The 22,471-nt window shown below is 74.2% G+C and carries 18 protein-coding genes; 7 read left to right on the top strand and 11 right to left on the bottom strand.

From position 1 onward, the window contains the following. Positions 1-906, top strand: a complete 906-nt coding sequence (gene cydB, locus KME80_RS18070) for a cytochrome d ubiquinol oxidase subunit II (protein WP_219506690.1) — start codon at positions 1-3, stop codon at positions 904-906. On the opposite strand, the gene KME80_RS18075 is transcribed toward cydB, so the two are convergent. From KME80_RS18075 to KME80_RS18115, 9 genes are all read right to left on the bottom strand, one after another. Further along, complete coding sequence (locus tag KME80_RS18075; protein ID WP_219506692.1) at positions 878-1,321, bottom strand: hypothetical protein; 444 nt, start codon at positions 1,319-1,321, stop codon at positions 878-880. The two genes, cydB and KME80_RS18075, sit on opposite strands and share 29 nt — an antisense overlap. 47 nt (positions 1,322-1,368) lie before the next feature. Beyond that, a complete protein-coding gene (locus KME80_RS18080) occupies positions 1,369-2,391 on the bottom strand; it encodes a leucine-rich repeat domain-containing protein (protein WP_308125815.1) in 1,023 nt (340 codons plus the stop codon). After that, a complete protein-coding gene (gene cutA / locus KME80_RS18085) occupies positions 2,388-4,742 on the bottom strand; it encodes an aerobic carbon-monoxide dehydrogenase large subunit (RefSeq protein WP_219506694.1) in 2,355 nt (784 codons plus the stop codon). Before cutA ends, KME80_RS18080 begins: the two co-directional genes overlap by 4 nt. Continuing rightward, positions 4,739-5,236, bottom strand: coding sequence for a (2Fe-2S)-binding protein (locus KME80_RS18090; protein ID WP_219506696.1), 498 nt, complete (start codon positions 5,234-5,236; stop codon positions 4,739-4,741). The genes cutA and KME80_RS18090 overlap by 4 nt, the downstream gene beginning before the upstream one ends. Beyond that, the gene (locus tag KME80_RS18095; protein ID WP_219506698.1) at positions 5,233-6,069 is read right to left on the bottom strand and encodes an FAD binding domain-containing protein; all 837 of its coding nucleotides are present in this window, start codon (positions 6,067-6,069) and stop codon (positions 5,233-5,235) included. Before KME80_RS18095 ends, KME80_RS18090 begins: the two co-directional genes overlap by 4 nt. Next, positions 6,066-7,424 (bottom strand): uracil-xanthine permease family protein, encoded by a 1,359-nt coding sequence (locus KME80_RS18100; protein ID WP_219506700.1) that lies wholly within the window; start codon positions 7,422-7,424, stop codon positions 6,066-6,068. Before KME80_RS18100 ends, KME80_RS18095 begins: the two co-directional genes overlap by 4 nt. A 108-nt stretch (positions 7,425-7,532) precedes the next feature. Beyond that, positions 7,533-8,852, bottom strand: a complete 1,320-nt coding sequence (locus KME80_RS18105; RefSeq protein ID WP_219506702.1) for a uracil-xanthine permease family protein — start codon at positions 8,850-8,852, stop codon at positions 7,533-7,535. Between the two features lie 57 nt (positions 8,853-8,909). Next, positions 8,910-9,119 carry an RNA-binding S4 domain-containing protein gene (locus KME80_RS18110; protein ID WP_219506709.1) on the bottom strand — a complete coding sequence of 70 codons (210 nt, stop codon included), beginning with the start codon at positions 9,117-9,119 and terminating at the stop codon, positions 8,910-8,912. 11 nt (positions 9,120-9,130) lie between these two features. Beyond that, entirely contained in the window at positions 9,131-10,777 is a 1,647-nt protein-coding gene (locus KME80_RS18115) for a PucR family transcriptional regulator (protein ID WP_219506712.1), read from the bottom strand. A 130-nt stretch (positions 10,778-10,907) separates the two neighbouring features. On the opposite strand from KME80_RS18115, the gene KME80_RS52750 reads away from it, so the two are divergent. The 6 genes from KME80_RS52750 to KME80_RS18145 all read left to right on the top strand — a co-directional run bounded on the left by KME80_RS52750 (position 10,908) and on the right by KME80_RS18145 (position 19,370). After that, positions 10,908-11,759 carry an oxamate carbamoyltransferase subunit AllH family protein gene (locus KME80_RS52750; protein ID WP_219506721.1) on the top strand — a complete coding sequence of 284 codons (852 nt, stop codon included), beginning with the start codon at positions 10,908-10,910 and terminating at the stop codon, positions 11,757-11,759. 138 nt (positions 11,760-11,897) lie between these two features. Then, entirely contained in the window at positions 11,898-13,457 is a 1,560-nt protein-coding gene (locus tag KME80_RS18125) for an AllF/FdrA family protein (protein ID WP_246645134.1), read from the top strand. After that, positions 13,457-14,827 (top strand): YlbE family protein, encoded by a 1,371-nt coding sequence (locus KME80_RS18130; protein WP_219506771.1) that lies wholly within the window; start codon positions 13,457-13,459, stop codon positions 14,825-14,827. Before KME80_RS18125 ends, KME80_RS18130 begins: the two co-directional genes overlap by 1 nt. A gap of 128 nt (positions 14,828-14,955) precedes the next feature. Then, the gene (locus tag KME80_RS50375; RefSeq protein ID WP_246645135.1) at positions 14,956-17,187 is read left to right on the top strand and encodes a serine/threonine-protein kinase; all 2,232 of its coding nucleotides are present in this window, start codon (positions 14,956-14,958) and stop codon (positions 17,185-17,187) included. Between the two features lie 23 nt (positions 17,188-17,210). Next, positions 17,211-18,023, top strand: coding sequence for an MOSC domain-containing protein (locus KME80_RS18140; RefSeq protein WP_219506723.1), 813 nt, complete (start codon positions 17,211-17,213; stop codon positions 18,021-18,023). A gap of 63 nt (positions 18,024-18,086) precedes the next feature. Continuing rightward, on the top strand, positions 18,087-19,370 hold the full coding sequence (locus KME80_RS18145; RefSeq protein ID WP_219506725.1) for an MFS transporter: 1,284 nt from the start codon (positions 18,087-18,089) through the stop codon (positions 19,368-19,370). Between the two features lie 6 nt (positions 19,371-19,376). Here KME80_RS18145 and KME80_RS18150 read toward each other — a convergent pair whose 3' ends face one another. Together KME80_RS18150 and KME80_RS18155 are read right to left on the bottom strand one after the other, a co-directional pair. After that, positions 19,377-20,939: a bifunctional 3'-5' exonuclease/DNA polymerase gene (locus KME80_RS18150; RefSeq protein ID WP_219506727.1), complete on the bottom strand. Its 1,563-nt coding sequence runs from the start codon at positions 20,937-20,939 to the stop codon at positions 19,377-19,379. Between the two features lie 21 nt (positions 20,940-20,960). Next, complete coding sequence (locus KME80_RS18155) at positions 20,961-22,445, bottom strand: metallophosphoesterase family protein (RefSeq protein ID WP_219506730.1); 1,485 nt, start codon at positions 22,443-22,445, stop codon at positions 20,961-20,963. Between the last annotated feature and the right edge of the window lie 26 nt (positions 22,446-22,471).

Raw genomic sequence — 22,471 nt, forward strand, 5'->3', positions numbered from 1 at the left:
ATGATCGATCTGTGGTTCGTCATCATCGCCTTCCTCTGGACGGGCTACTTCGTCCTGGAGGGCTTCGACTTCGGCGTGGGCCTGCTGGCCCCGTTCGTCAGCCGGACGCCGGCCGAGCAGCGGCAGGCCCTGCAGACGATCGGCCCGGTGTGGGACGGCAACGAGGTGTGGCTGATCACCGCCGTCGGCGCCATGTTCGCCGCCTTCCCCGCCTGGTACGCGGGCATGTTCAGCGGCTTCTACATCCCGGTCATGCTGGTGCTGCTCGGGCTGATCGTGCGCGGGGTGGGCCTGGAGTGGCGCGGCAAGGTGGCCAAGCCGTTCTGGTGCGACCTGGGCATCACGGTCGGCAGCGCGCTGCCCGCGTTCGTGTGGGGCACGGTCTTCGCCGACCTGCTGTTCGGCAGCGCGACGGCGGCGCTGATGGGCGGCGTGTTCTCGCTGGCGGTGTGCCTGCTGCACGGCGCGGTGTTCCTGGCGCTGCGCACCGACGGGCCGGTGCGGCGGCGCGCCAGGACCGCCGCGCTGGCCGTGAGCGTCGTGGTGGTCCCGGTGGCCGTGGTCGCGCTGTCGGCGGTGGGCACGATCCCGGCGCTGGCCGCGATGGGGGCCGTGGCGGCGGCGACGGCGCTGGTGTGGCGGCGCCGCGAGGGCTGGGCGTTCACCGCGATGGCGGCGGCGCTGGTGCTGGTGTCGGTGGCGGTGTTCACCGAGCTGAGGGGCGCGCCGCTGCCGGGCCTGACGCTGGCCGAGGCGGCCTCCGGGCCCTACACGCTGACGATGCTGAGCTGGATCGGGCTGATCGCGCTGCCGTTCGTGCTCGGCTACCAGGGGTGGACGTACTGGGTGTTCAGGAAGCGCGTCACGCTCCCGGTGGTCAGTAGCCCGCCGCGGGCGACTGTGTGACACGGTCGCCCGCCGCGGGCGACTGTGTGACGCGGTGGTCCGACAGGTGCAGGTCGCCGTCGAGCGGTTCCTGCAGCTTGCGCAGGACCTTGAGGTCGGCCAGCACCGTCCACAGCGGCCCCACCAGGTGCGGCTTGTACTCGGGGGCGGTGTCCATCCAGGCGTTCTTGCCCTCCTCGGTGACGAACGTGCTGACGAAGAAGCGGCCGGCCTCGGTCTTGCAGTAGCCGGTGCGGATGTCGGCGGCGTCGACCTGCATGCGGGGCGTGCAGCCGACCTTGGCGGCGAGCTGCTCCACGGTGAGGGGGGCGGCGGGCTCGGGGTTCGGGACGCCGCCGCCCTCGGCGCCGGGCGCGCACGCGGCGGCGAGCCCGGCCAGCAGCGCGAGGGCGGCCAGACATGGACGAGTCTTCATGTGCGGAGGTACGCACAGGCGGGCGGCCCGGTTCAGCGCGCGATGGTTCAGCGCAGGATGACGCAGCCCCGGGCGGCCAGCTCGCGCAGCACCGGCGGGTCGCCGTCGAGCTTGTTCCAGCGCAGGTCCAGCTTGTCCACGTACGGCAGGCGTTCCGGGAGGTCGCGCAGCCGGTTGTTGCGCAGGTCGAGGTGGCTGAGCCGGTCCAGCTTGGCCAGCTCGGCGGGCACGGCGCGCAGATGGTTGTCGCGCAGGTCGAGCGTCCGCAGCTCGGCCAGCTCGCCGACGGAGGCGGGCAGCGCGGTCAGCCGGTTGCCGCGCAGGTGCAGCTCGCGCAGCCGGGTCAGGCCGCCGATGCTCTCGGGCAGCTCCGTCAGCTGGTTGTCGTAGAGCCGCAGCTCCACCAGCGACGCCATCCGGCCGATCGTGGCGGGGAGCCGGGTGAGCCGGTTGCCGGTCAGGTTGAGGTAGCCCAGCCGGTCGAGCCTGCCGAGGGTGTCGGGGACCTCGGTGAGGCCGTTGTCGCTGGCGTACAGGTAGTCGGTGAGGGGCAGCTCGCCCAGCTCGGGCGGCAGCGCGGTGAGCCGGTTGTGGCCCAGGTCGAGCATGCGCAGCCGGGTCAGGCGGGCGACGGCGGGCGGGATCGACGTCAGCGCGTTCTCGGCCAGGTTGAGCGATTCGAGCCGGGTCAGCTCCCACACGGCGCCGGGCACGGCGCTCAGCCGGTTGCCGCCGACGGCCAGGTGGCGCAGGCCCGGAGGGAGCCGGTCGGGGATGGCCTCGACGGCGTTGCCGTACAGGAAGAGGCTCTCCAGCCCCGGCGGGCAGGCGGGGAACGCGGTGAGCGCGTTGCCGTCGAGGTGGAGCTCGCGCAGCGCGGCGAGCCCCGACAGGTCGGGCAGCGAGCGCAGCCGGTTGCCGTCGAGCCGCAGCTCCTCCAGCGCGGTCAGCCCGGTCACGCTCGCGGGCAGCTCGGTCAGCTCGTTCCAGGCCAGGTCGACGACGCGGGCGCCGGCGGGCAGGGCGGGGGGCGCGGTCAGGCCCGCGGCGGGCGCGCGCAGCTCGCTCACGCGCCCTCGCGCAGGTGGAAAAGGTCGGACGGGGAAAGCGGCATGCGGTCGATGCTAATGCCTTCGGCGTCCTCGACCGCCGAGGCGATCACCGCCGACACCGGGATGACGCCCGCCTCGCCCGCGCCCTTGATGCCGAGCGGGTTGAGCGGCGACGGCGTCTCCAGGTGGCCGGTCTCGATGGGCGGGATCTCGGTCGCGTACGGCATGAGGAAGTCCATGAACGAGGCGTTGAGCAGCTGCCCGTCACCGTCGTAGGCCATCCGCTCGTACAGGGCGCCGCCGATGCCCTGCGCCACTCCCCCGTGGATCTGCCCCTCGACGATCATCGGGTTGATCAGCCGCCCGCAGTCGTGCACGACGGCGTAGCGCACGACCTTGATCTCGGCGGTCTCCGGGTCGGTCTCGACGACGGCCGCGTGCATGCCGGCGGCGAACGTGGACCGGATCGGCGAGTAGTAGCCGCGCCCCTCCAGCCCCGGCTCCTCGCCCGGCTCGACCGGCGGCCGGTCGGGCGACGCGGCCCCGGCGAACTGGGTGGCGCGGGCCGTCTCCTCGTCGAAGGCGTAGCGCAGCGGGTTGGCCAGCACCGCCACCGTGGCCAGCGGGATCGACGCCGACGGCGCGCCCACGACGTGCACGAGCCCGTCGGTGACGGTCAGGTCGGCCGGGTCGGCCTCCAGCGCGGCGGCGGCGACGCGCAGCGCCTTGGCGCGCACCTCGGCGCAGGCCAGCGCGATCGCGTTGCCGCTCATCACGGCGGCGCGCGAGGCGAACGTGCCGACGGCGTAGCCGAAGCGGCGGGTGTCGCCGGTGACGACGGAGACCCGCTCGACGGGCACGCCCAGCTCGGTCGCGGCGATCTGGGCGAACGCGGTCTCGTGGCCCTGCCCCTGCGAGGTGAGCCCGGTGGAGACGTGCACCCGCCCGTCGGAGGTGATCTGCACGTGCCCGCCCTCGTACGGGCCGACGCCGGTGCCCTCGACGTAGCAGCCGATGCCGATGCCCCGGCCGGGCGCCCGCTCGAAGGAGTCCCAGCCGATCAGCTCCTTGATCATGCGCAGCATCTCGGGGTAGTCGCCGCTGTCGTAGACGAGCGGGCGGCCGTCCTGGAAGGTCAGGCCCTGGTCGTACGGGAACTCCTCCGGCCGGATCAGGTTGGCCGCCCGCACCTCGGTCCGGTCCTTGCCCAGATGCCGGGCGATCTTGTCCATGGTCCGTTCCATGCAGAACACGCCCTGCGGCCGCCCCGCCCCCCGGTACGGCGTGACCTGGACGGTGTTGGTGTAGACGGCGGTGAACTCGACCCGGTACGCCCCGATCCGGTAGGGCCCGAGGAGCTGCGTGGACGTGACGATCGGCACGATGATCCCGTACGGCGTGTAGGCGCCGTGGTCGTGCAGGATCGACACGTCCAGCCCGAGCACCCGCCCCTCGTCGTCGAACCCGACCCGCACCCGGTGCACCTGGCCGCGCTCGTGGGCGGCTGCGACGAAGTGCTCACGCCGGTCCTCGGCCCACTTGACCTCCCGGCCGAGCAGCATGGCCGCCCACGGCACCAGCAGCTCCTCCGGCCACGGGTGCACGATCTTGACGCCGAACCCGCCGCCCACGTCGGGGGCGATGACCTCGACGTGCGGCAGCGGCAGCTCCAGCGCGGCGGCGATGGCCATGCGGACGCTGGTGGAGGTCTGGGTGCTGGAGTAGACGCGCAGGTCGGCGCCGTCCCAGCGGGCGTAGACGCCGCGGCCTTCGAGCGGCATGCTCGCGCTGCGCTCGATGTCGAGCCGGAAGGAGAGCGTGTGCGGGGCCGCGGCGATCGCGTCGGCGGCGCTCCGGCCGCCGGCCGACGGCACCTCCTGCACCAGGTGGGCGCCGACGTTGCCGGGCACGTCGGCGTGCACGAGCCGGTCGCCGCGCGCGGCCTCCTCCAGCCCGGCGACGGGTTCGAGCACCTCGTAGTCGACCTCGATGAGCGCGCAGGCGTCCTCGGCCAGGTAGCGGTCCTCGGCGACGACCATGACGACGGGCTCGCCGACGTGGCGGACGACGTCGCGGGCCAGCGGGCGGGCGGTGCGGCCGTGGGTGAGCGCCGGGTGCGGGATGAGCAGCGGCAGCGGCCTGCCGATCCGCTCGGGCAGGTCCTCCCAGGTGTAGACGGCGACGAGGCCGTCGACGTCGAGGGCGCCGCTGACGTCGATGTCGCGGATGCGGGCGTGCGCGTGCGGCGAGCGGACGAACGCGGCGGCGAGCGCGCCGGGGCCGAGATCGTCGAGGTAGCGGCCCTGCCCGGTGAGCAGCCTGGGGTCCTCCCTGCGCGGCATCGGCTCGCCGAACAGCCGGGTGCTCATGACTCCTCCGCCATGAGCTCGGCCGCGCGGTGCACGGCCTTGACGATGTTGCGGTAGCCGGTGCAGCGGCACAGGTTGCCCGAGATGCCCTCGGTGACCTGTTCGTCGGTGGGCGTCGGGTGCTCGCGCAACAGCGCGGTCACCGTACACAGGAAGCCGGGGGTGCAGAAGCCGCACTGGAGCGCGTGGCACTCGGCGAAGGCCCGCTGGACGGGCGAGAGCCCGCCGGGGCCTGCCAGCCCCTCGACGGTGGTGATGTCGCGGCCGTCGACGGTGACGGCGAGCGTCAGGCAGGAGCGGACGGGCTCGCCGTCGAGCAGCACCGTGCAGCAGCCGCACACGCCGTGCTCGCAGCCGACGTGGGTGCCGGTCAGGCCCAGGTCGTGGCGCAGGCAGTCGGACAGCAGCCGCCTGCCGGGGACCCGGGCGCGGCGTGCGACGCCGTTCACCACCAGCGTGATCTCGTGCGGGGACGCTGCTCGCCCGTCGGTCATGCCGCCGCCTCTCTCGCCGTCCGTTCGGCCCGCTCGGCCGCCTTCCGCGCCAGCACGCCGACGAGATGCAGCCGGTACGCGGCGCTGGCGTGCACGTCGCCGTCCGGCTCCGCCCGCTCACGCGCGGCGTCGGCGGCGCTCTTCCAGTCGGCGCCCAGGTCCACCACGAGCGGCACGGGGCCGACGCCGATGCAGGCCAGCCGTGCCGAGGCGACGCGCAGGTCCCCGTCCAGCGTGACGACGGCGCAGACGCCGGCCAGCGCGTAGTCGCCGTGCCTGCGGGAGACCTCGGCGAAGGCGGTGCCGGTGCGCGGCGGCAGCGCCGGGAAGTGCGCCGACACGGCCAGCTCCCCGGGCCGCAGCGCCGACTCCATCGGGCCGGTGAAGAACTCGGCGGCGGGCACGTCCCTGGGGGCGGCGCCCGCGCGGGCCACCCGCACCGAGCCGCCGAGCACGGCCAGGACCGCGGGCAGCTCGGCGGCCGGGTCGGCGTGCGCGAGGCTGCCCACGACGGTGCCCCGGTTGCGGATCACCGGATGGGCGACCAGGCGCAGCGCCTGGCCGAGCAGCGGATGGACGCCGGCCCGCGCCACCCGGGCATGGCGGGCCAGCGCGCCGACGGTGACGCCGCCCGGCCCGGCCTCGACCGTGTCGAGCTCGGTGAGGCGGTTGATGTCGATGACGTGCTCGGGGGCGGCCAGGCGCATGTTGAGCATCGGGATGAGGCTCTGGCCGCCGGCGAGCACCTTGCCGCGCGGCCCCGCCTCGGCCAGGATCTCCAGGGTCTCGCCGACGTCGCGGGGCGCGTGGTGGACGAACGGGGGCGGCTTCACCCGGCTTCGCTCCCGGCAGGCGCGGGGGTGCGGCGGGCGATGACGCGCAGCAGGTGCCAGCCGCCCACCACCACGATGGTGCCGAGCGCGATGCCCTCCAGCCTGAAGTCGCCGCTGATCATGTGCTTCACCGGTCCGATCGCCAGGATGATTCCCGCGCCGATCGGGACCATGTTGACCGGGTCCGCGAAATCGACCCGGTTCTCGATCCAGATCTTCGCCCCGAGCAGCCCGATCATGCCGTAGAGGATCACGGTGACGCCGCCGAGCACGCCCGCGGGCGTCGCGGAGACCAGCGCCCCGAACTTGGGCACCAGCCCGAACGCGATCGCGATGAGGCCCGCGATGTAGTAGGCGGCCGTGGAGTAGACCTTGGTGGCGGCCATGACGCCGATGTTCTCGGCGTAGGTGGTGGTGGGCGAGCCGCCGACGGCGCTGGTGACCACGGTGGCGAGTCCGTCGGCGGCGACGGCGCGGCCCACGTACGGGTCGACGTCGGTGCCCGTCATCTCGCCGACGGCCTTGACGTGGCCGATGTTCTCGGCGACGAGCGCGATGACCGCGGGCAGCACCAGCAGGACGGCCGAGGCCTCGAAACCGGGCCAGTGGAAGTCCGGCCAGCCGAACCACGGCGCCTGCGCCACCTTGCCGAGGTCGACGCGGAAGTGCGCCGCGACCTGGACGGCGCCGTCGTCGTAGGCGGGCACCATGCCGAACAGCCGGTCGGCCGCCCACGAGAGCGCGAAGCCCGCCACGAGCCCGACGAGGATGCCGATCCGGCCGAGGAACCCCTTGAACGCCACCACGACCACGAACGTGATCAGCATCGTGACCAGCGCCATCCACTGGTCCTGCGGCCAGTAGACGTCGGCCACCACGTACGCCAGGCCGAACCCGATGAGCATGACCACCGCCCCGGTGACCACCGGCGGGAACACCCGGTTGATCACCCGGACGCCGAGGAAGTGCACCGCCAGCCCCACCAGCGCCAGCACGAGCCCGGCCACCAGGATCGCCCCGGTGACGATCGCGTCGGCCCCGGCCGTGTCGCCGCCGAACAGCGCCCGCACGGCCAGCACCCCGCCCACGAACGACGCGCTGGTGCCCAGGTAGCTGGGCACCTTCCCCTTCACGATCAGCAGGAACAGGATCGTCGCGACCCCGGACATCATGATCGCCACGTTCGGGTCGAGCCCCATGACGAGCGGGAAGACGAACGTCGCCCCGAACATCGCCACCACGTGCTGGGCCCCGAACCCGGCCATGCGGGGCCAGCTCAGCCGCTCGTCAGGCCGTACGACCTCGCCGGGAGCCAGGTGTCTGCCGTCGCCGTGTCTGGTCCATCTCAGAGCCATGCGAGCCCCTCTTCGCCCGGACCGCCTTGCCGCGTTGCGGGCACATTAGGCCCGCCCGCGCGCACGTACACGGGCATGATCTGCCAAAACTGCGCGGCTGACCAGAGATCAGGCTTCCCGGCGCGGCCGGGCCAGGTGAAGCAGGTGGTAGCCGGCCAGCAGCACGATCGTGCCCAGCGCGATGCCGCTCAGCGCGAACGTGTCGGTGACCGGGAAGGCGACCGGGCCGATCGCGCAGATGATGCCCGCCCCGGTGGGCAGCAGGTTGACCGGCTCGGCCAGGTCGACCTTGTTCTCCATCCAGATCCGCGCGCCGAGCAGCCCGATCATCCCGTACAGGATGGTCGTGACGCCGCCGAGCACCCCGTCGGGGGTGGCGGCGATGAGCGCGCCGAACTTGGGGCACAGCCCGAACAGGATCGCGATCACGGCGGCGATGTAGTAGGCGGCCGTGGAGTAGACGCGGGTGGCGGCCATGACGCCGATGTTCTCGGCGTAGGTGGTGGTGGCCGGGCCGCCCACCGACGTGGCGACCACCGTGCCGACGCCGTCGGCCAGCACCGCCCGGCCCATGTAGGCGTCGACGTCGGTCCTCGTCATCTCGCCGACGGCCTTGACGTGGCCGACGTTCTCGGCGATGAGCGCGATCACCACGGGCAGCACCAGCACGACGGCCGACACCTCGAACGCGGGACCGTGCAGCTCCGGCAGCCCGAACCAGTCGGCCTCGGCGACCTTCGACAGGTCCACCCGGTAGCGCTCGGTCGTCGCGCCGCTCGCATCGGGCGTGGCGATCTTCCCGCCGACCAGGTCCCACACGTACGACAGCGCGAACCCGAACACCAGGCCCAGCAGCACGCCGATCCGGCCGACGAAGCCGCGGAACAGGCCGACGAACACCAGCGTCGCCACCATCGTCAGCAGCGCCACCCACGGATCGCGCGGCCAGTAGTTGTCGGCCGCCACGTACGCCATGCCGAACCCGATGAGCATCACCACGCCGCCGGTCACCACCGGCGGGAACACCCGGTGGATGATCCGCACCCCCAGCAGGTGGATCGCCAGCCCGGCCGCCGCCAGCACGACGCCCACCACCAGCAGCGCGCCCGTCACGGTGGCGCTGTCGCCGCCGCCCGCCCGGATCGCCACCACCGCGCCGACGAACGACGCGCTCGACCCGACGTAGCTCGGCACCTTGCCCTGCACGACCAGCAGGAAGATGATCGTCGCGACGCCCGACATCATCACGGCCAGGTTCGCGTCCAGGCCCATGAGCAGCGGGAACACGAACGTCGCGCCGAACATGGCGATGACGTGCTGCGCCCCGATCCCGGCCGTCCTGGGCCACGACAGCCGCTCGTCCGGCTTGACCACCTCGCCCGGCGTCAGCCTCTTGCCGTCGCCGTGCAGTTTCCACCCGAGCGCCATCCGCGTGCCCGTCCTCTCCGTAGTTCCGGAGAGCACAATAGGGGGTGACCTGCGATGTCAGTTCACGTGGATCTCGAAACCGTCGCCGCTGACCACCTGGCCGGAGCGGATCTTGCACGTCTTCCTGAGCTCCACCTCGCCGTCGACCAGCACCAGGCCCTCGGCGATCAGATGCTTGGCCATGCCGCCCGTCTCGGTGACGCCGCAGTATTTCAGCAGGTCGCACAGCGGGATGAAGTCGTCGCGCAGCTCGAATTCCAGGTCCACGGAGAGCAAGCCTAGATGCCGCGCATGCGCAGCACGTGCAGGGCCAGCGTCAGGTTGAGGCGCAGGTGGGGGTCGTCGGTGAAGTTGCCCAGCAGGCGCTCCAGCTTGCCGATGCGGTAGCGCAGCGTGTTGTAGTGGAAGTGCAGCCGCCGGGCGGTCTCGGCCACGTTGAGGTTCGTCTCCAGCAGGACCTGGAGGGTGCGGCGCAGGTCGGCGTTCTCGGCGTCGGTGTCGGACGACAGCGGGCCGAGCGTCTCCTTCACGAACGCGTGCAGCTCGTCGGTGTCGCTGACCAGCGACAGCAGCCGGTAGACGCCGAGCTGGTCGAAGTGCGCGACCGCGCCGGGGCCGTGCAGCTGGCGGCCGACGCGCGCCGCCTTGAGCGCCTGCGTGTACGCCTCGGGCAGCGTCGCCACCCCCGGGCTCGGGCGGGAGGTGCCGGTGGAGAACGTCGCCGGCGGCACGTCGGCGAACCCGGCGGCGGCGTCCCTGGCGAGCCTGGACGCGTCCACCTCCGCGCCCACCACGGCCACCACCTCGTGCGAGAAGCCCGCGACCGCGCCGCCCGGGTCGTGGCGGCGCAGCGCGGCCGTCCAGCAGGTGACCAGGCGGTCCTGGGCGGTGCGCTCGTCGCTGTCGGGGTCGAGCTCGGCCACCAGCACCGTGACGGGCCGCTCCAGGTCCCAGCCGAACGCCCGCGCCCGCGCCGCCACCCGCTCGGCCGTGCCGGCCCGGCCGGTGAGCACGTCGCGCAGGAAGTCGGCCCGGTACTTCGACTCGACGGCGTGGACGGCCTCCTGGCGGGTGACGGCCAGCGCCGCGACCGTCGCCGCCCGCTCCAGGATGCCGACGTCGCTGTCGCGGATCGCCCCGGCGGGGCTGTAGGCGACGATCCGGCCGTGGTGGTGCCCGCCCGCCGTCACCGGCACCGACGCCATCACCCGCCCGCGCGGCCCCGCCCCCGGCTGACCCGGCTGACCCGGCTGACCCGGCTGCCCCTGGCCGGCCGAGGCCGGGAGTCCGTCGTGGGCGGCCGACTCGCGCAGCGCCGCCACGTGCTCCCGCGGGCCCGCCGCCGCCAGCACCCGGCCGCGCCCGTCGACCGCCGCCACCGCCACGTCCAGCAGGGCCGCCACCTCGGCGGTCACCTCGTCCAGCCCGCCGCCCGCCAGCACCACCTGCACCAGCGCCCGGTGCGCCTCCTCCGCCCGCACCAGCACCGCCGCCTGGCGGTTGAGGATGTCGGTCAGCACCTGGTTGAGGATGTCGTCGAAGCCGACGTCGTTCGGCAGCAGGATCAGCGGGAAGCCCAGCCGCTCCGCCTGCTCGGCCATCTCCGCGGGCAGCTCGTCCACGTAGCGGCCCAGCTTGATCCCCAGCGCCGCCAGCCCGCGCTCGTCCAGGTCGGCGACCAGGCGGCCGAGCGACTGCGGCGTGTTGCGCAGCGGGTAGCCCGTCGTCAGCAGCAGCTCGTGCGGCTTGACCCAGGCCAGGATGTCGGGCACCTCCATGACGTTGAGGCGCTGCACGATGCGGCCCAGCCCGCGCTCCCCCGCGATCAGCCGGGCGCCCGCGAGCGTCGACACGCCCAGCACCTCCCCGACGGACACACCGTGAATGATCGTTCCGGTGCTGGCGAGACGGACCGGGGGCTCCATGGGGTGATTGTGACCCGAGAAACGTCTGGCAGGAAGAGCCAACCTTCCCGCTGACTGTTGGCAAATTTCTCCGTACGGAGGGTTGCCCGGCGCGTTCTACGGTCAGGTCCAAGGCCGATAGGGAGGTCCGGTGACGGTCGGCACTCACGCGGGGCGCGCACGCGTCCACGTCACGGGCGCCGCCAGCGCGGCCGTGCGGCCCGTCCTGGAGGCGCCCCGGCGGCCCGCCCGGGTGCTGGCCGCCTTCGCCGCCGGGATCTACCTGGAGGTCAGGACCGACCTGGAGCCGTCGGTGATCGCGGTCATCACGGGCGGGGCGTCCCGGCTGCCCAACTCCGTCCTCCTCTCCGCTCCCCTGCCGCACGTCACCGTGGGCGACGACGCCCACGTCGGCGACGGGTCCGTCGAGCTCGGCCGGCTCAGCCTGCGCGCCCGCCGCTGGTGGGACCCCGCCCCGCCCCTCGGCCCCGTCGACCCGGCCCGCCTCGCCGCCGTGACGCTGCCGCCTCCGCCTGCGGGGCCCGCGCTCGCCGGGCACCCTGCCGTCGATCTGCTGGCCGTGAGCTGCGCGTCCGGGCGGCTGGTCGGCGCGGTCACCGCCGCCGAGCAGCTCGTCGGCCTCGGGCCGGGGCTCACCCCGAGCGGCGACGACGTGCTGGCCGGGCTGCTGGTGACGCTGCGCCACCTCGGCGCCGCGACCGGCGCCGGGCAGGCGGTCAAGCTCGCCGGCTGGCTCGCCGCCGCCGTCACCTACGACGCCCGCACCCGCACCACGCCGATCTCCGCGACGCTCCTGCACTGCGCGGCGCGCGGCCAGGCCGGGCCCGAGGTCGTCGCCGTCCTGCGCGCCCTCGCCGGACGCCAGGCGCTCGAACCGGCCCTGCGCCGCCTCCACGCCCTCGGCCACACCTCCGGCGCCGACCTCGCCCAGGGCATCGCCATCGGCCTCGACGCCGTCCTCTCCCTGGGCGGCCGCCGATGACCCGTCCCCTGGGCGCGCGCCCTTCCACGCGGGACCGGCGTCCCGTCCCCGGGCGCCGCGCCGGAGGGGCGTCCCGCCCGCTCGGGGGGCCGCCGTCCCCTGGGTTTCCGTACGGGGTTCCCGGTCCTGGGGGTCGGCATGGGTGATGCGGTGTTCGTGCGCCGGGGCGTCTACCACGACTCGGTGACGCTCATGCGAGCCGGTGCGGGCCTGCCGGGGGCCGAGGTGGCGGTGGTGGCGATGGCCACGCAGCTGAACCTCGGCCTGGCCCGCGACCTGGGCTTCGACGTGCCCGCGGCGGACCCGGGCGACCTGCTGGTGGCCTTGCGGGGCGACGACGTGGCCGGGGCCGCCGAGGAGCTGGACCGGCGGCTCACCGAGCGGGCCCCGCCGGGCCGGGAGTCGGAGCAGCCGCCGCGCACCACCCGGTCGGCCGCCAGGTCGCCTGCCGACCTGGTGCTGGTGTCGGTGCCGGGCGAGCACGCGTTCGCCGAGGCGCTGGACGCCGTGGAGGCCGGGCTGCCGGTGATGATCTTCAGTGACGGGGTGCCCGTCGAGCAGGAGCGGCTGCTCAAGGAGCGGGCGGACGAGCGCGGGGTCCTGGTCATGGGCCCCGACTGCGGCACCGCCGTGATCGGCGGGGTCGGGCTGGGCTTCGCGAACGTGCTGCGGCCCGGCCCGGTGGGCGTGGTCGCCGCGTCGGGCACCGGGGCGCAGCAGGTGACGTGCCTGCTCGACCTGGCGGGGGTGGGGGTCAGCCATGTGCTGGGGGTCGGCGGGCGGGACCTGTCGGCGGAGATCGGCGGCCGGTCCACCGTGCGGGCGCTGCGCATGCTGGACGACGACCCGGCGACCGAGCTGATCGTGCTGATCTCCAAGCCGCCGTCGCCCGAGGTGGCGGCGGCCGTACGGGAGGTGGCGGGGGCGCTGCGCACGCCGGTCGTGACGGCCGTGCTCGGCGGGGACGCCGACCTGACGTCGGCGGCCGAGGAGGCCCTGCGGGCGCTGGGCGTGCCGGTGCCCGACTGGCCGTCGTGGACGGCCCTTGGCGACGTCGCAGATTCCAGCGGAGACGGGATCGGAGACGGGACCGGGGGCGGGCGGGCGCTGGTCGGCGTGTACTCCGGGGGCACGTTGTGCGCGGAGGCGGCGGCGGTCGCGGGCCGGGGGGAGTTCACCGACTACGGGGACGACGTTTACACGCGGGCGCGTGCGCATCCGATGATCGACCCGACGCTGCGGCTGGAGGCGTTGCGGAAGGTGCCGCCGGACGCGGTGGTGCTGATGGACGTGGTGCTCGGGCACGGGGCCGACCCCGACCCGGCAGCCGCACTGGCCCCGGCGATCGCGGCGTCCCCGGCCACGGTCGTGGTCGCGCTGGTCGGCACCGAGGGTGACCCCCAGGGGCTCCGGCGGCAGGCCGAGACCCTCCGGGCCGCCGGGGCCGCCGTCTTCGCCTCCAACGCCCGCGCCGCCCGCTTCGCCGCCACCACCGCCAGCCGCCCCCCATCCCCTGCCCCCGATTCCGGTCCCGGAGCTCCCGGGGTCGCCGCTCCGGCCCTCGGAGCGCCCGGGGCCGCTCGCCTCGACCCCGGTCCCGGTATTCCCGGGGCCGCCGCTCACGGCTCTGGGTCCGGTCCTGGCTCCGGGTCCGCGCCTGGAGGGGTTTGGCCGGGGTCGGTTACGGAGGTGTCGTGATGGTGCTGGACGGGCCGCCGAGGGTGATCACCGTGGGGGCCGAACCGCTGGCGGAGGCGTTGCGGGAGCAGGCCGCCGACACCGTGACCGTGGCGTGGCGGCCGCCGATGGCGGGGACGGCCGAGGCGCTGGGGCGGGTGCTGGCGGATCCGCGCAGGCGGGCGGCCAACGAGCTGGCGGTGCGCCGGATGACCGGTGCCCGCCCGTACCTGGCGGGGGTGCGGCGGGCGTCGGAGCTGCTGCGGCTGCCCAGGGGCATGTTCCTGCACGCGGGCCCGCCGATCACGTGGCGGCGGGCGTCGGGGCCGCTGCGCGGGGCGCTGATCGGCGCGATGCTGCTGGAGCGGTACGCGCCGGACGAGCGGGCCGCCGAGCAGGCGCTGGCCTCGGGTGACGTCCTGCTGGAGCCGTGTCACGGGCACGGCGCGGTGGGGCCGATGGCGGGGGTGGTCAGCCCGTCGATGTGGCTGTTCGAGGTGCGGGACGACGAGCACGGCGGCGTCGCGTACTGCTCGCTCAACGAGGGCCTGGGCAAGGTGCTGCGGTACGGCGCGTACGGGCCGGAGGTGCTGGAGCGGCTGCGCTGGATGGACACGGTGCTGGGCCCGGTGCTGTCGGCGGCGGTGGAGCTGGCGGGCCCGATCGACCTGCGGGCGATGATCGCACAGGCGTTGCAGATGGGCGACGAGCTGCACAACCGCAACCGGGCGGCCACCTCGCTGCTGCTGCGGGAGCTGGCTCCGGCGGTGGTCGACGCGGCTCCGGCGAACGCGTCGGACGTGCTGCGGTTCATCGCGGGCAACGACCATTTCTTCCTGAACGCGGCGATGGCGGCGGCCAAGGTGAGCACCGACGCGGCGCGGGACGTGCCGGGCTCGTCGCTGGTGGTGGCGATGGCGCGCAACGGCACGGACTTCGGCGTGCAGGTGTCGGGGCTGGGGTCGCGCTGGTTCACCGGCCCGGCGGGGGTGCCGGACGGGCTGTTCCTGGGCGCGTACGGGCCGGGCGACGCGAACCCGGACATCGGCGATTCCACGATCACGGAGACGTCGGGCCTGGGCGGGTTCGCGATGGCGGCGGCCCCGGCGATCGTGCGGTTCGTGGGCGGGGAGGTGGCGGACGCGGTGGCGGCGACCCGGTCCATGTACGAGATCACGTTGGCGGAGCATCCGGCCTACCAGATCCCGGCGCTGGGCTTCCGGGGGACGCCGGTGGGGATCGACGTGGCGCTGGTCGCCAGGACCGGGCTGCTGCCCGTGGTCAACACGGGCATCGCCGGGCGTGTCGCGGGCACCGGGCAGGTGGGGGCGGGGCTGGTGAGCCCGCCCGCCGAGGCGTTCACCAGCGCGCTCGCGGCCCTTGCAGGCTGACGTATCGGCAGGTCAGGGCTTTTGTAAGGAAGGTTTGGCTTCACACCCGGAATGGCCTGCCTATATCGTGGCGAATCTCATTAATCTGGAACGTATGCCGCGACGCAGGTAACAGATGGGGGCGTGACATGGCAGCCGACCGCGTACTCAGCGGCCCCGGCGCCGAGGGCGGCGCCTCACAGAGCCAGGGCCGCCTGATCGGCCGCCGTTACCGCCTGATGTCGCCGGTGGGCCGGGGCGGCATGGGCATGGTGTGGCACGCCCACGACGTCCTGCTCGCCCGGGACGTGGCGGTCAAGGAGCTCATCCTGCCGTTCGGCCTGGACCACGCGGGCAAGCAGGTGGCGCACCGGCGGATGCTGCGCGAGGCGCGCTCGGCGGCCCGGCTCACGCACCCGGGCATCATCACCGTGCACGACGTCGTCGAGGAGGACGGCCGCCCGTGGATCGTCATGGAGCTGGTCCGCGCCTGGTCGCTGGAGCAGGCGGTGCGGCAGGGCGGCCCGCTCCCGGTGGTCCAGGCGGCCGAGATCGGCATCCGGGTGCTCGACGCGCTGCGGCACGCGCACTCGGCCGGGATCCTGCACCGTGACATCAAGCCGGGCAACGTGCTGCTCACCGCCGACCGGGTGGTGCTGACGGACTTCGGCATCGCCGCGATCGAGGGCGACGTGACGATCACGCAGACCGGCCTGCTCATGGGCTCGCCCGCCTACATCCCGCCGGAGCGGCTGTCGGGCCAGCCGCTGACCCAGGCGGCCGACCTGTGGTCGTTCGGGGCGACGCTGTACGCGGCGGTCGAGGGGCGGCCGCCGTACGAGGGGCCGGACGCGATCGCGGTGCTCGGCACCGTCCTCACGCAGGAGCCGAACCCGCCGCAGCGGGCGGGCGCGCTGCGGCCGGTCATCGACGGGCTGCTGCGCAAGAACCCGGCCGAGCGGCTGACCTCCGACCAGGTGGTGGAGCAGCTGGAGCGGGTGCTGCGCGCGCACGGCTCGGCCCGCCCGCGCGTCCCGGACGTGCCGCCGCCCCCGCCGCTGCCGCCCGACCCGGACTTCGGCGCGGGCGAGCCGCTGCCGGGGCCGCCGTCCGGGCCGCTGCCGTCGCGGATCGTGGAGACCCCGTCGGGTCCGGTACGGGTCCCGTACGATCCGCTCGGCAGCTCGTCCGGCGGGTACGCGGTGGCGGGCCCGGCCGGCGGGCACCCGACCGACCAGCTCAGGCAGCCGCCGGTGGCGGACGGCTTCGACGCGTTCGGCAGCCGCTCAGGACCGCACCGCGTCCCCGAAAACTCGTCGGGCTCGTACCCGCTGCCCGACCCTTCGTCCGGTTCGTACCCGCTGCCCGCCCCCTCGTCCGGCTCGTACCCGCTGCCCGACCCTGCGTCGGGCTCGCACCGCATCCCCGACATGTCCGGCCTGCACGACACGTCCGGGCCGCAGCGGATGCCGGAGGAGACGCCCGGGCCGCAGGAGGCGCCGTTCGTGGCGCGCGGCCTGCTCGACGGCCCGTCGAACCCGCCGCTGGGCGGCTACCCGAACGTGGACGACGACGAGCCGTCCGCACCGCCGATCCTGCCGCTGACCAGCGACAGCCGGACCGCCGGCAGGTCCGCGCCGTGGCCGCTGGCCTCCCCCGACGACCTGCGCGATCAGTCCAGGGACCTGTCGCGCGAGATGCCGCACAGCCGCCTGGCCACGCTGCCGGGCGTGGCGCACCGCCAGACCAGGAGCAGGCGCAGGCCGGACGACTCGGGCAACGCCTGGGTGCGCGGCGGCAGGCCGACGCCGCTGCTGCTCCTCACGGCCGTGGCCGCCGTGGTCGCCGTCGTGGCGGCGCTGGTGCTGCTCTCCACCGGCGGCACGACGGAGCCGGCGGTGAGCGCGTCCCCGACGGCGAGCGCCGCCGACGCCGCCCCCTCGCCCGTCCCCGACGGCTACCGGGAGCACACGCCGCCCGGCTTCACCGTGGCGCTGCCGGACAGCTGGAAGCTGACGTCGTCGGGCGACGAGGCCACGTTCACCGGCCCGAAGGACTCGGGCCTGACGATCGAGGTGGAGCAGGCGACGCCGCAGGCCGACGGCGGCCTGTCGGAGCTGACCCGGCGCGAGGCCGACGGCGGCGTCGACGCCTACATCCAGGTCCAGCTCCAGGCGGTGAAGTACCGCGGCTGGAAGGCGGCCGACTGGGAGTACACCTACACGACCGGCAACGGCGTCCCCATGCACGCCCTGACCAGGCACGTCACGATCGACGAGCGGACCGCGTACACGATCGCGTTCACGATGCCCGAGCTGCGGTGGGACGACGAGGCGGACACCCGCAAGGTCTTCCTGGACACCTTCCGCGAGACCACCTGATCGCCCCCTGTTACGGTCGCGGCATGGAGCTGGCGAACATCTACTTCTATCCGGTCAAGTCCACCACCGGTCACGAGCTGCGCAGCGCCGAGGTGGAGCCGTGGGGGCTGGCCGGTGACCGGCGCTACCTGGTCGTGGACGAGGCCGGCGAGCCGCTGACGGCGCGCGAGTTCCCGGTGATGCTGTCGTGCGTGGCGCGGCCGGACGGCGGCACGATCACGCTGACGGCGCCGGGCGCCGCCCCGTTGCGGGTCACGCCCACGGCGGCGCGGGTCATGGCCGGCGTGTGGGGGACGCCGGTGGAGGTGACCGACTGCGGCGACGACGCGGCGGCCTGGCTGACGGCGCTGATCGGCCGGCCGGCGCGGCTGGCCTGGCTGGACGATCCGACCCGGCGTCCGGTGGACCCCGCCTACGGCCGCGCGGACGACCGGGTGAGCCTGGCCGACGCCTACCCGCTGCTGCTGACCACGACGGCGTCGCTGGAACAGCTCAACACCTGGGTGGCGGCCACGGCCGCCGAGCTGGGCGAGCCGGAGCCGCGGCCGCTGTCGATGCGCAGGTTCCGGCCGAGCGTGGTGGTCTCCGGGTCCGAGCCGTTCGCCGAGGACGCGTGGAAGCGGGTCCGGATCGGGGAGGTGGAGTTCAGGGGCGTCAAGCTGTGCGACCGGTGCGTGCTGACGACGGTCGACCCCGACACGTGGACCAAGGGCAAGGAGCCGATCCGCACGCTGGCCCGGCACCGCCGGTGGGACGGCAAGACCTGGTTCGGGCTCAACCTCATCCCCGACGGCACGGGCACGATCCGCCAGGGCGACCGGGTGACGGTGCTCTGAGCGCATCGGGGCAGCCGACTGTCCTGTTTGGGGCCATCTCTGGGGTTATGCGAGACTTCACGGGTGACCAGCGCCCCCCCGAATGCTGAAATTTCGCCCTCTGGCCGGATCCGTGGCATCCAGCGCCGCATCCTCGTCGTGCTGTCGGCGGCGCAGATCGTGGGCGGGGTGGGCGTCGCCGTCGGGCTGGCCCTCAGCTCGGTGGTCGTCGACGACCTGTCCGGCTCGACGGTGATCAGCGGCTTCGCCGGGACCGCCACCGTGCTCGGCGCGGCGCTGCTGGCCCTGCCCACCGCCAAGGCCGCGGGCCGCAGCGGACGCCGGGCCGGGCTGGCGCTGGCCTACCTGGCGGCACTGCTCGGCTGCGTGATCTCGGTGGCGGCCATCAGCATCGGCAACTGGCCGCTGCTGCTGGCCGGCCTGGTGCTGGTGGGCGGCGGCAGCGCCGGGAACCTGGCGGCCCGCTACTCGGCCACGGACCTGTCGCCGCCCGGCCACGCGGCCAGGCATCTGTCGCTGGTCGTCTGGGCGGCCACGTTCGGCTCGGTGGCGGGCCCGAACCTGGCCGAGCCCGCCGACCGGATCGGCATGGAGAGCCTGGGGCTGGTGGAGAAGGCCGGGCCGTTCGCGTTCGCGGCGCTGGCGTTCGCGGTCGCACTGGTGATCATCCTGGCGGGCCTGCGCCCCGACCCGCTCAGGCTGGCCCGCGAGCTCGACGGCACGCAGCCGACGGGCCGGGGCGGCAAGCGGACCGTCCGCACCGCCTGGCGCACGCTGCGCACGACGCCGATGGCCCGCAACGCGCTGGTGATGATCGCGGTCAGCCACACGGCGATGGTCTCGATCATGTCGATGACGCCGGTGAAGCTGCACCACGACGGCTCGTCCCTGGACGTGATCGGCATCGTGATCAGCCTGCACATCGCCGGCATGTACATGATGTCGCCGGTGGTCGGCTGGCTGGCCGACAAGGCGGGCCGGGTGCCGGTGCTGATGCTCGGCATGGGGCTGCTGCTGGCCTCGGCGGCGCTGGCGGGCACGGCCGGGCACCGGGTGTGGCAGGTGACGCTGGCGCTGTTCCTGCTCGGGCTGGGCTGGTCGTGCGGGCTGGTGGCGGGGTCGGCGCTGGTCAGCGAGTCGGTCGCGCTGGAGGCCCGGCCCGCCGTGCAGGGCCTGTCGGACCTGCTCATGAACGTGTGCGGCGCCACCGGCACGATCATCGCCGGGGCGATCGTGGGCGGCCTGTCATACGGGGTGCTCGGGCTCGTGGTCGGGGTGATGGTGACCGCGGCCGGGCTCTGGCTGGTGGTCGTCCGGCGGCGCGCCGCCGACGCGGCGCCCGCCTAGGACCGGCTACTTCGCGTCGGCGTAGCAGCTCACCGCGACGGTCTCCATCGGGAAGCGGACCGGGGTCGGCCCGAACAGCAGCCGGCTCGCCTCCGCCGCGGCGGCCGACACCGCGGCCATGACCTCGCCGGCCTGGTCGAGCGGGCAGTGCACGATGACCTCGTCGTGCTGGAAGAACACCAGCCTGGCCGGGTCGGGCAGCATCCCGCGCAGCACCGCCATGAGGGCCAGCGCCCACTCGGCGGCCGTGGCCTGCACGACGAAGTTGCGGGTGAAGCGGCCCCGGTCGCGGGCCGCCCGGCCGCCCTCGGGCCCGGACACCAGCTCCCGCCAGCGGCCGGACGGCGGCGGGCTGGTGCGCCCGAGCCAGGACCGCACCACCCGCCCGTCCTCGCCCGCCTTGGCCGCGTCCTCGACGAACTGGTAGGCCCGGGGGAAGCGCTGGCGCATCACGGCCAGCAGCTTGGCGGCGTCGCCGCTGGTGCCGCCGTACATGGCCGACAGCATCGCGATCTTGGCGTGGTCGCGCTCGCCGCCGAACGCCTGGGCGAGGGCCGCGTAGAGGTCGATCTCCCCGGCGGCCCTGGCCAGCCCGGCGTCCCCGGCCATCGCGGCCAGCACCCGGGGCTCCAGCTGGGCGGCGTCGGCGACGACGAGGGTCCAGCCGTCGTCGGCCATCACCACGCGCCGCATCACCTTGGGGATCTGCAGGGCGCCGCCGCCGCTGGTCGCCCAGCGGCCCGACACGACGCCGCCCACCACGTACTCGGGCCGGAAGCGCCCGCCGCGCACCCACTGGTCGGCCCACGCCCAGCCGTGGAAGCTGAACAGCCGGGCCAGCTCCTTGTAGGCCAGCAGCGGCGCGACGGCCGGGTGGTCGACCTTCTTGAGCTCCCACGAGCGGGTCGTCTTGAGCGCCACGCCCGCGCCCTTGAACGCCTTGACGAGCTGCTGCACCGAGTCGGGGTTGACCGGGTGGCCGAACGCCGCCGCCACCTCGTCGGCCAGCGCCTGCAGCCGGGCCGGGCGCATGCCGTGGACCGGGCGCGGCCCGAGCAGCTCGGTGAGCAGGGCGTCGTGCACGTCGCGCCGCCACGGCATGCCGTCGTGGCCCATCTCGGCGGCGATCAGCGCCCCCGCGGACTCGGCGGCCACCAGCAGCCGGAACCGCCCGGGGTCGGGCAGCGCCTCGATCCGGCGGAGCTGGTCGCCGAGCACCTCGGCGACCGCCTCGGCGGGCAGCGGCTCGGGCTCGAACAGGGTGCCGGGCACGCTCGGCTGGTCGTCGGGCACGGGCAGCCCGCGCAGCCTGGCGTGGGCGGCCCTGGCCGACCTGGGCTCGCCGTAGCGGCCCTCGTACGCGAGCAGCAGGCCCTCGGTGAGGGCGAGGTCGTGGCAGCGCGAGACCCGCACCCCGGCCGTGAGCAGCGGCGGGTAGGACTCGCGCGTGTCGGCCCACACCCAGCGCGGCCGCTCCCGCTCCAGCTCGCGCACGGCCCGGGCCGGCGGGCCCGGCAGGGGCGCCTCGCCGATCCGCAGGACCGTCTCTCCCGCCACCACCGCGTACACGCCCCCCAGAGTGCCAGGCGGCTACGACAAAGCGATGCTCACCTCGTCCTCCAGCGGCGGGTCCTCCTCCTGCTTGCGGCATCCGGTGGCGGCGAAGCAGCGGATGGTCACCCGGTCCGGGGTGACCGAGAGGTGCAGGAACTGCTTGAAGAACGGCGGGGTGTCCCAGTCGGAGAACTCCGACAGGTAGCGGTGGAAGACCTGGCCCACCGGCAGCCGGAACGGCCACGGCCAGGAGCCGAGCAGCCGCGCCGCCCACCGCATCCGCCGCGTCACCGTGACCTGGCCGAGCGGGCGCACGGGGGTGTTCTTGATCTGCTCGGACATGATGCAGGCGGCCTCGTCCGGCGTCAGGTAGATCCACTTCATCCGCAGCCGCCTGGCGTAGAGCTGGCTGTAGAACGACAGCGAGTCGCCGCGCAGCGGGTAGCAGCGGAAGTCGTCCTCGTGCACGCCGCCGGCGTCGACCCGCCGGATGGTGTGGGTGGCGTGCATGAAGGCGCCGCTGCCGCCGGAGACGATGTACTGGATGACCCGGTCGCCGACCTTGACCGGGTAGCGCTGGTAGTTGTGCACGTCGCCGCCGATGGCCGCCACGTAGCGGTGGGCCGGGTCGCGGACGATGTCGTCGATCGTGCCGCCGCCCTCCAGGGGCGAGGGCTTGTAGTCGTTGCGCGTGTAGATCGGCTTGCCGGTGACGAGGATCTTGGGGCGCGGATCGAGGGAGACGCGGCGCAGCCAGTCGGCCTGCTCGGCGTCGATCGCGCCCCTGATGCCGGTGTCGACGCCGACGACGAGCAGCGACGGGCTCTCGATGACCCAGTACGGGCCGGGCTGGGTGGCCTGCTGGGCGGGCTTGCCGCGCAGGGCGCGGGCCTCGGCCAGGGCGCTCTCGTCGACGGTCTCGGGCTTGCGCCACAGCAGCCCGCGCAGCCCCCGGTCGGGCCTGGGCTTGAGCGGGGGCGCGTCGCAGAAGACCCGCATGAAGCCGCCGAGCCCGTCGTACCAGTCGTGGTTGCCGGGGATGGCGTAGATCGGCGCGTCGTAGTCCTTGTAGGGGCGGAAGAACTTGTCGCGGTACTCGTTGCCGGACCCGGCGGGGTAGACGACGTCGCTGGCGATCACCGCGAAGGCGGTGCCTGCGCCGATGTTGAGCATCCCGGGGACGACCGCGTACTGGGAGGCGTCGCCCTCGCCGGTGTCGCCCAGCAGCAGGAAGCTGAAGCTGTCGCCGAGCCCCGGCGTGATCGCGAACCTGTCGCCGGCGCCGCGTTCGCGCTGCGCCGCGACCCACCGGCGGCGCACCTCGCCGGACGGGTCGCCGAACAGGCCGGCGAGGATCTCGTTCCTTGACCTCCACAGCGTGCGTAAGTCGAGCCAGCTGAAGCCCTGCCGGTCGGGCCGCAGTCCGGCGTACGTGCCGATCTCCTGGCAGGCCCAGCCGGCGCCCTCTTCGGACACCCGGGAGGACGCCTGCTTCCCCCGTTCTGCCGCGATTTCCACCATGACCACATCTTTGCCGTGCCGCCCGG

Origin of the sequence: Nonomuraea ceibae, assembly GCF_019396325.1 — a bacterium.
Lineage (GTDB): Bacteria > Actinomycetota > Actinomycetes > Streptosporangiales > Streptosporangiaceae > Nonomuraea > Nonomuraea ceibae.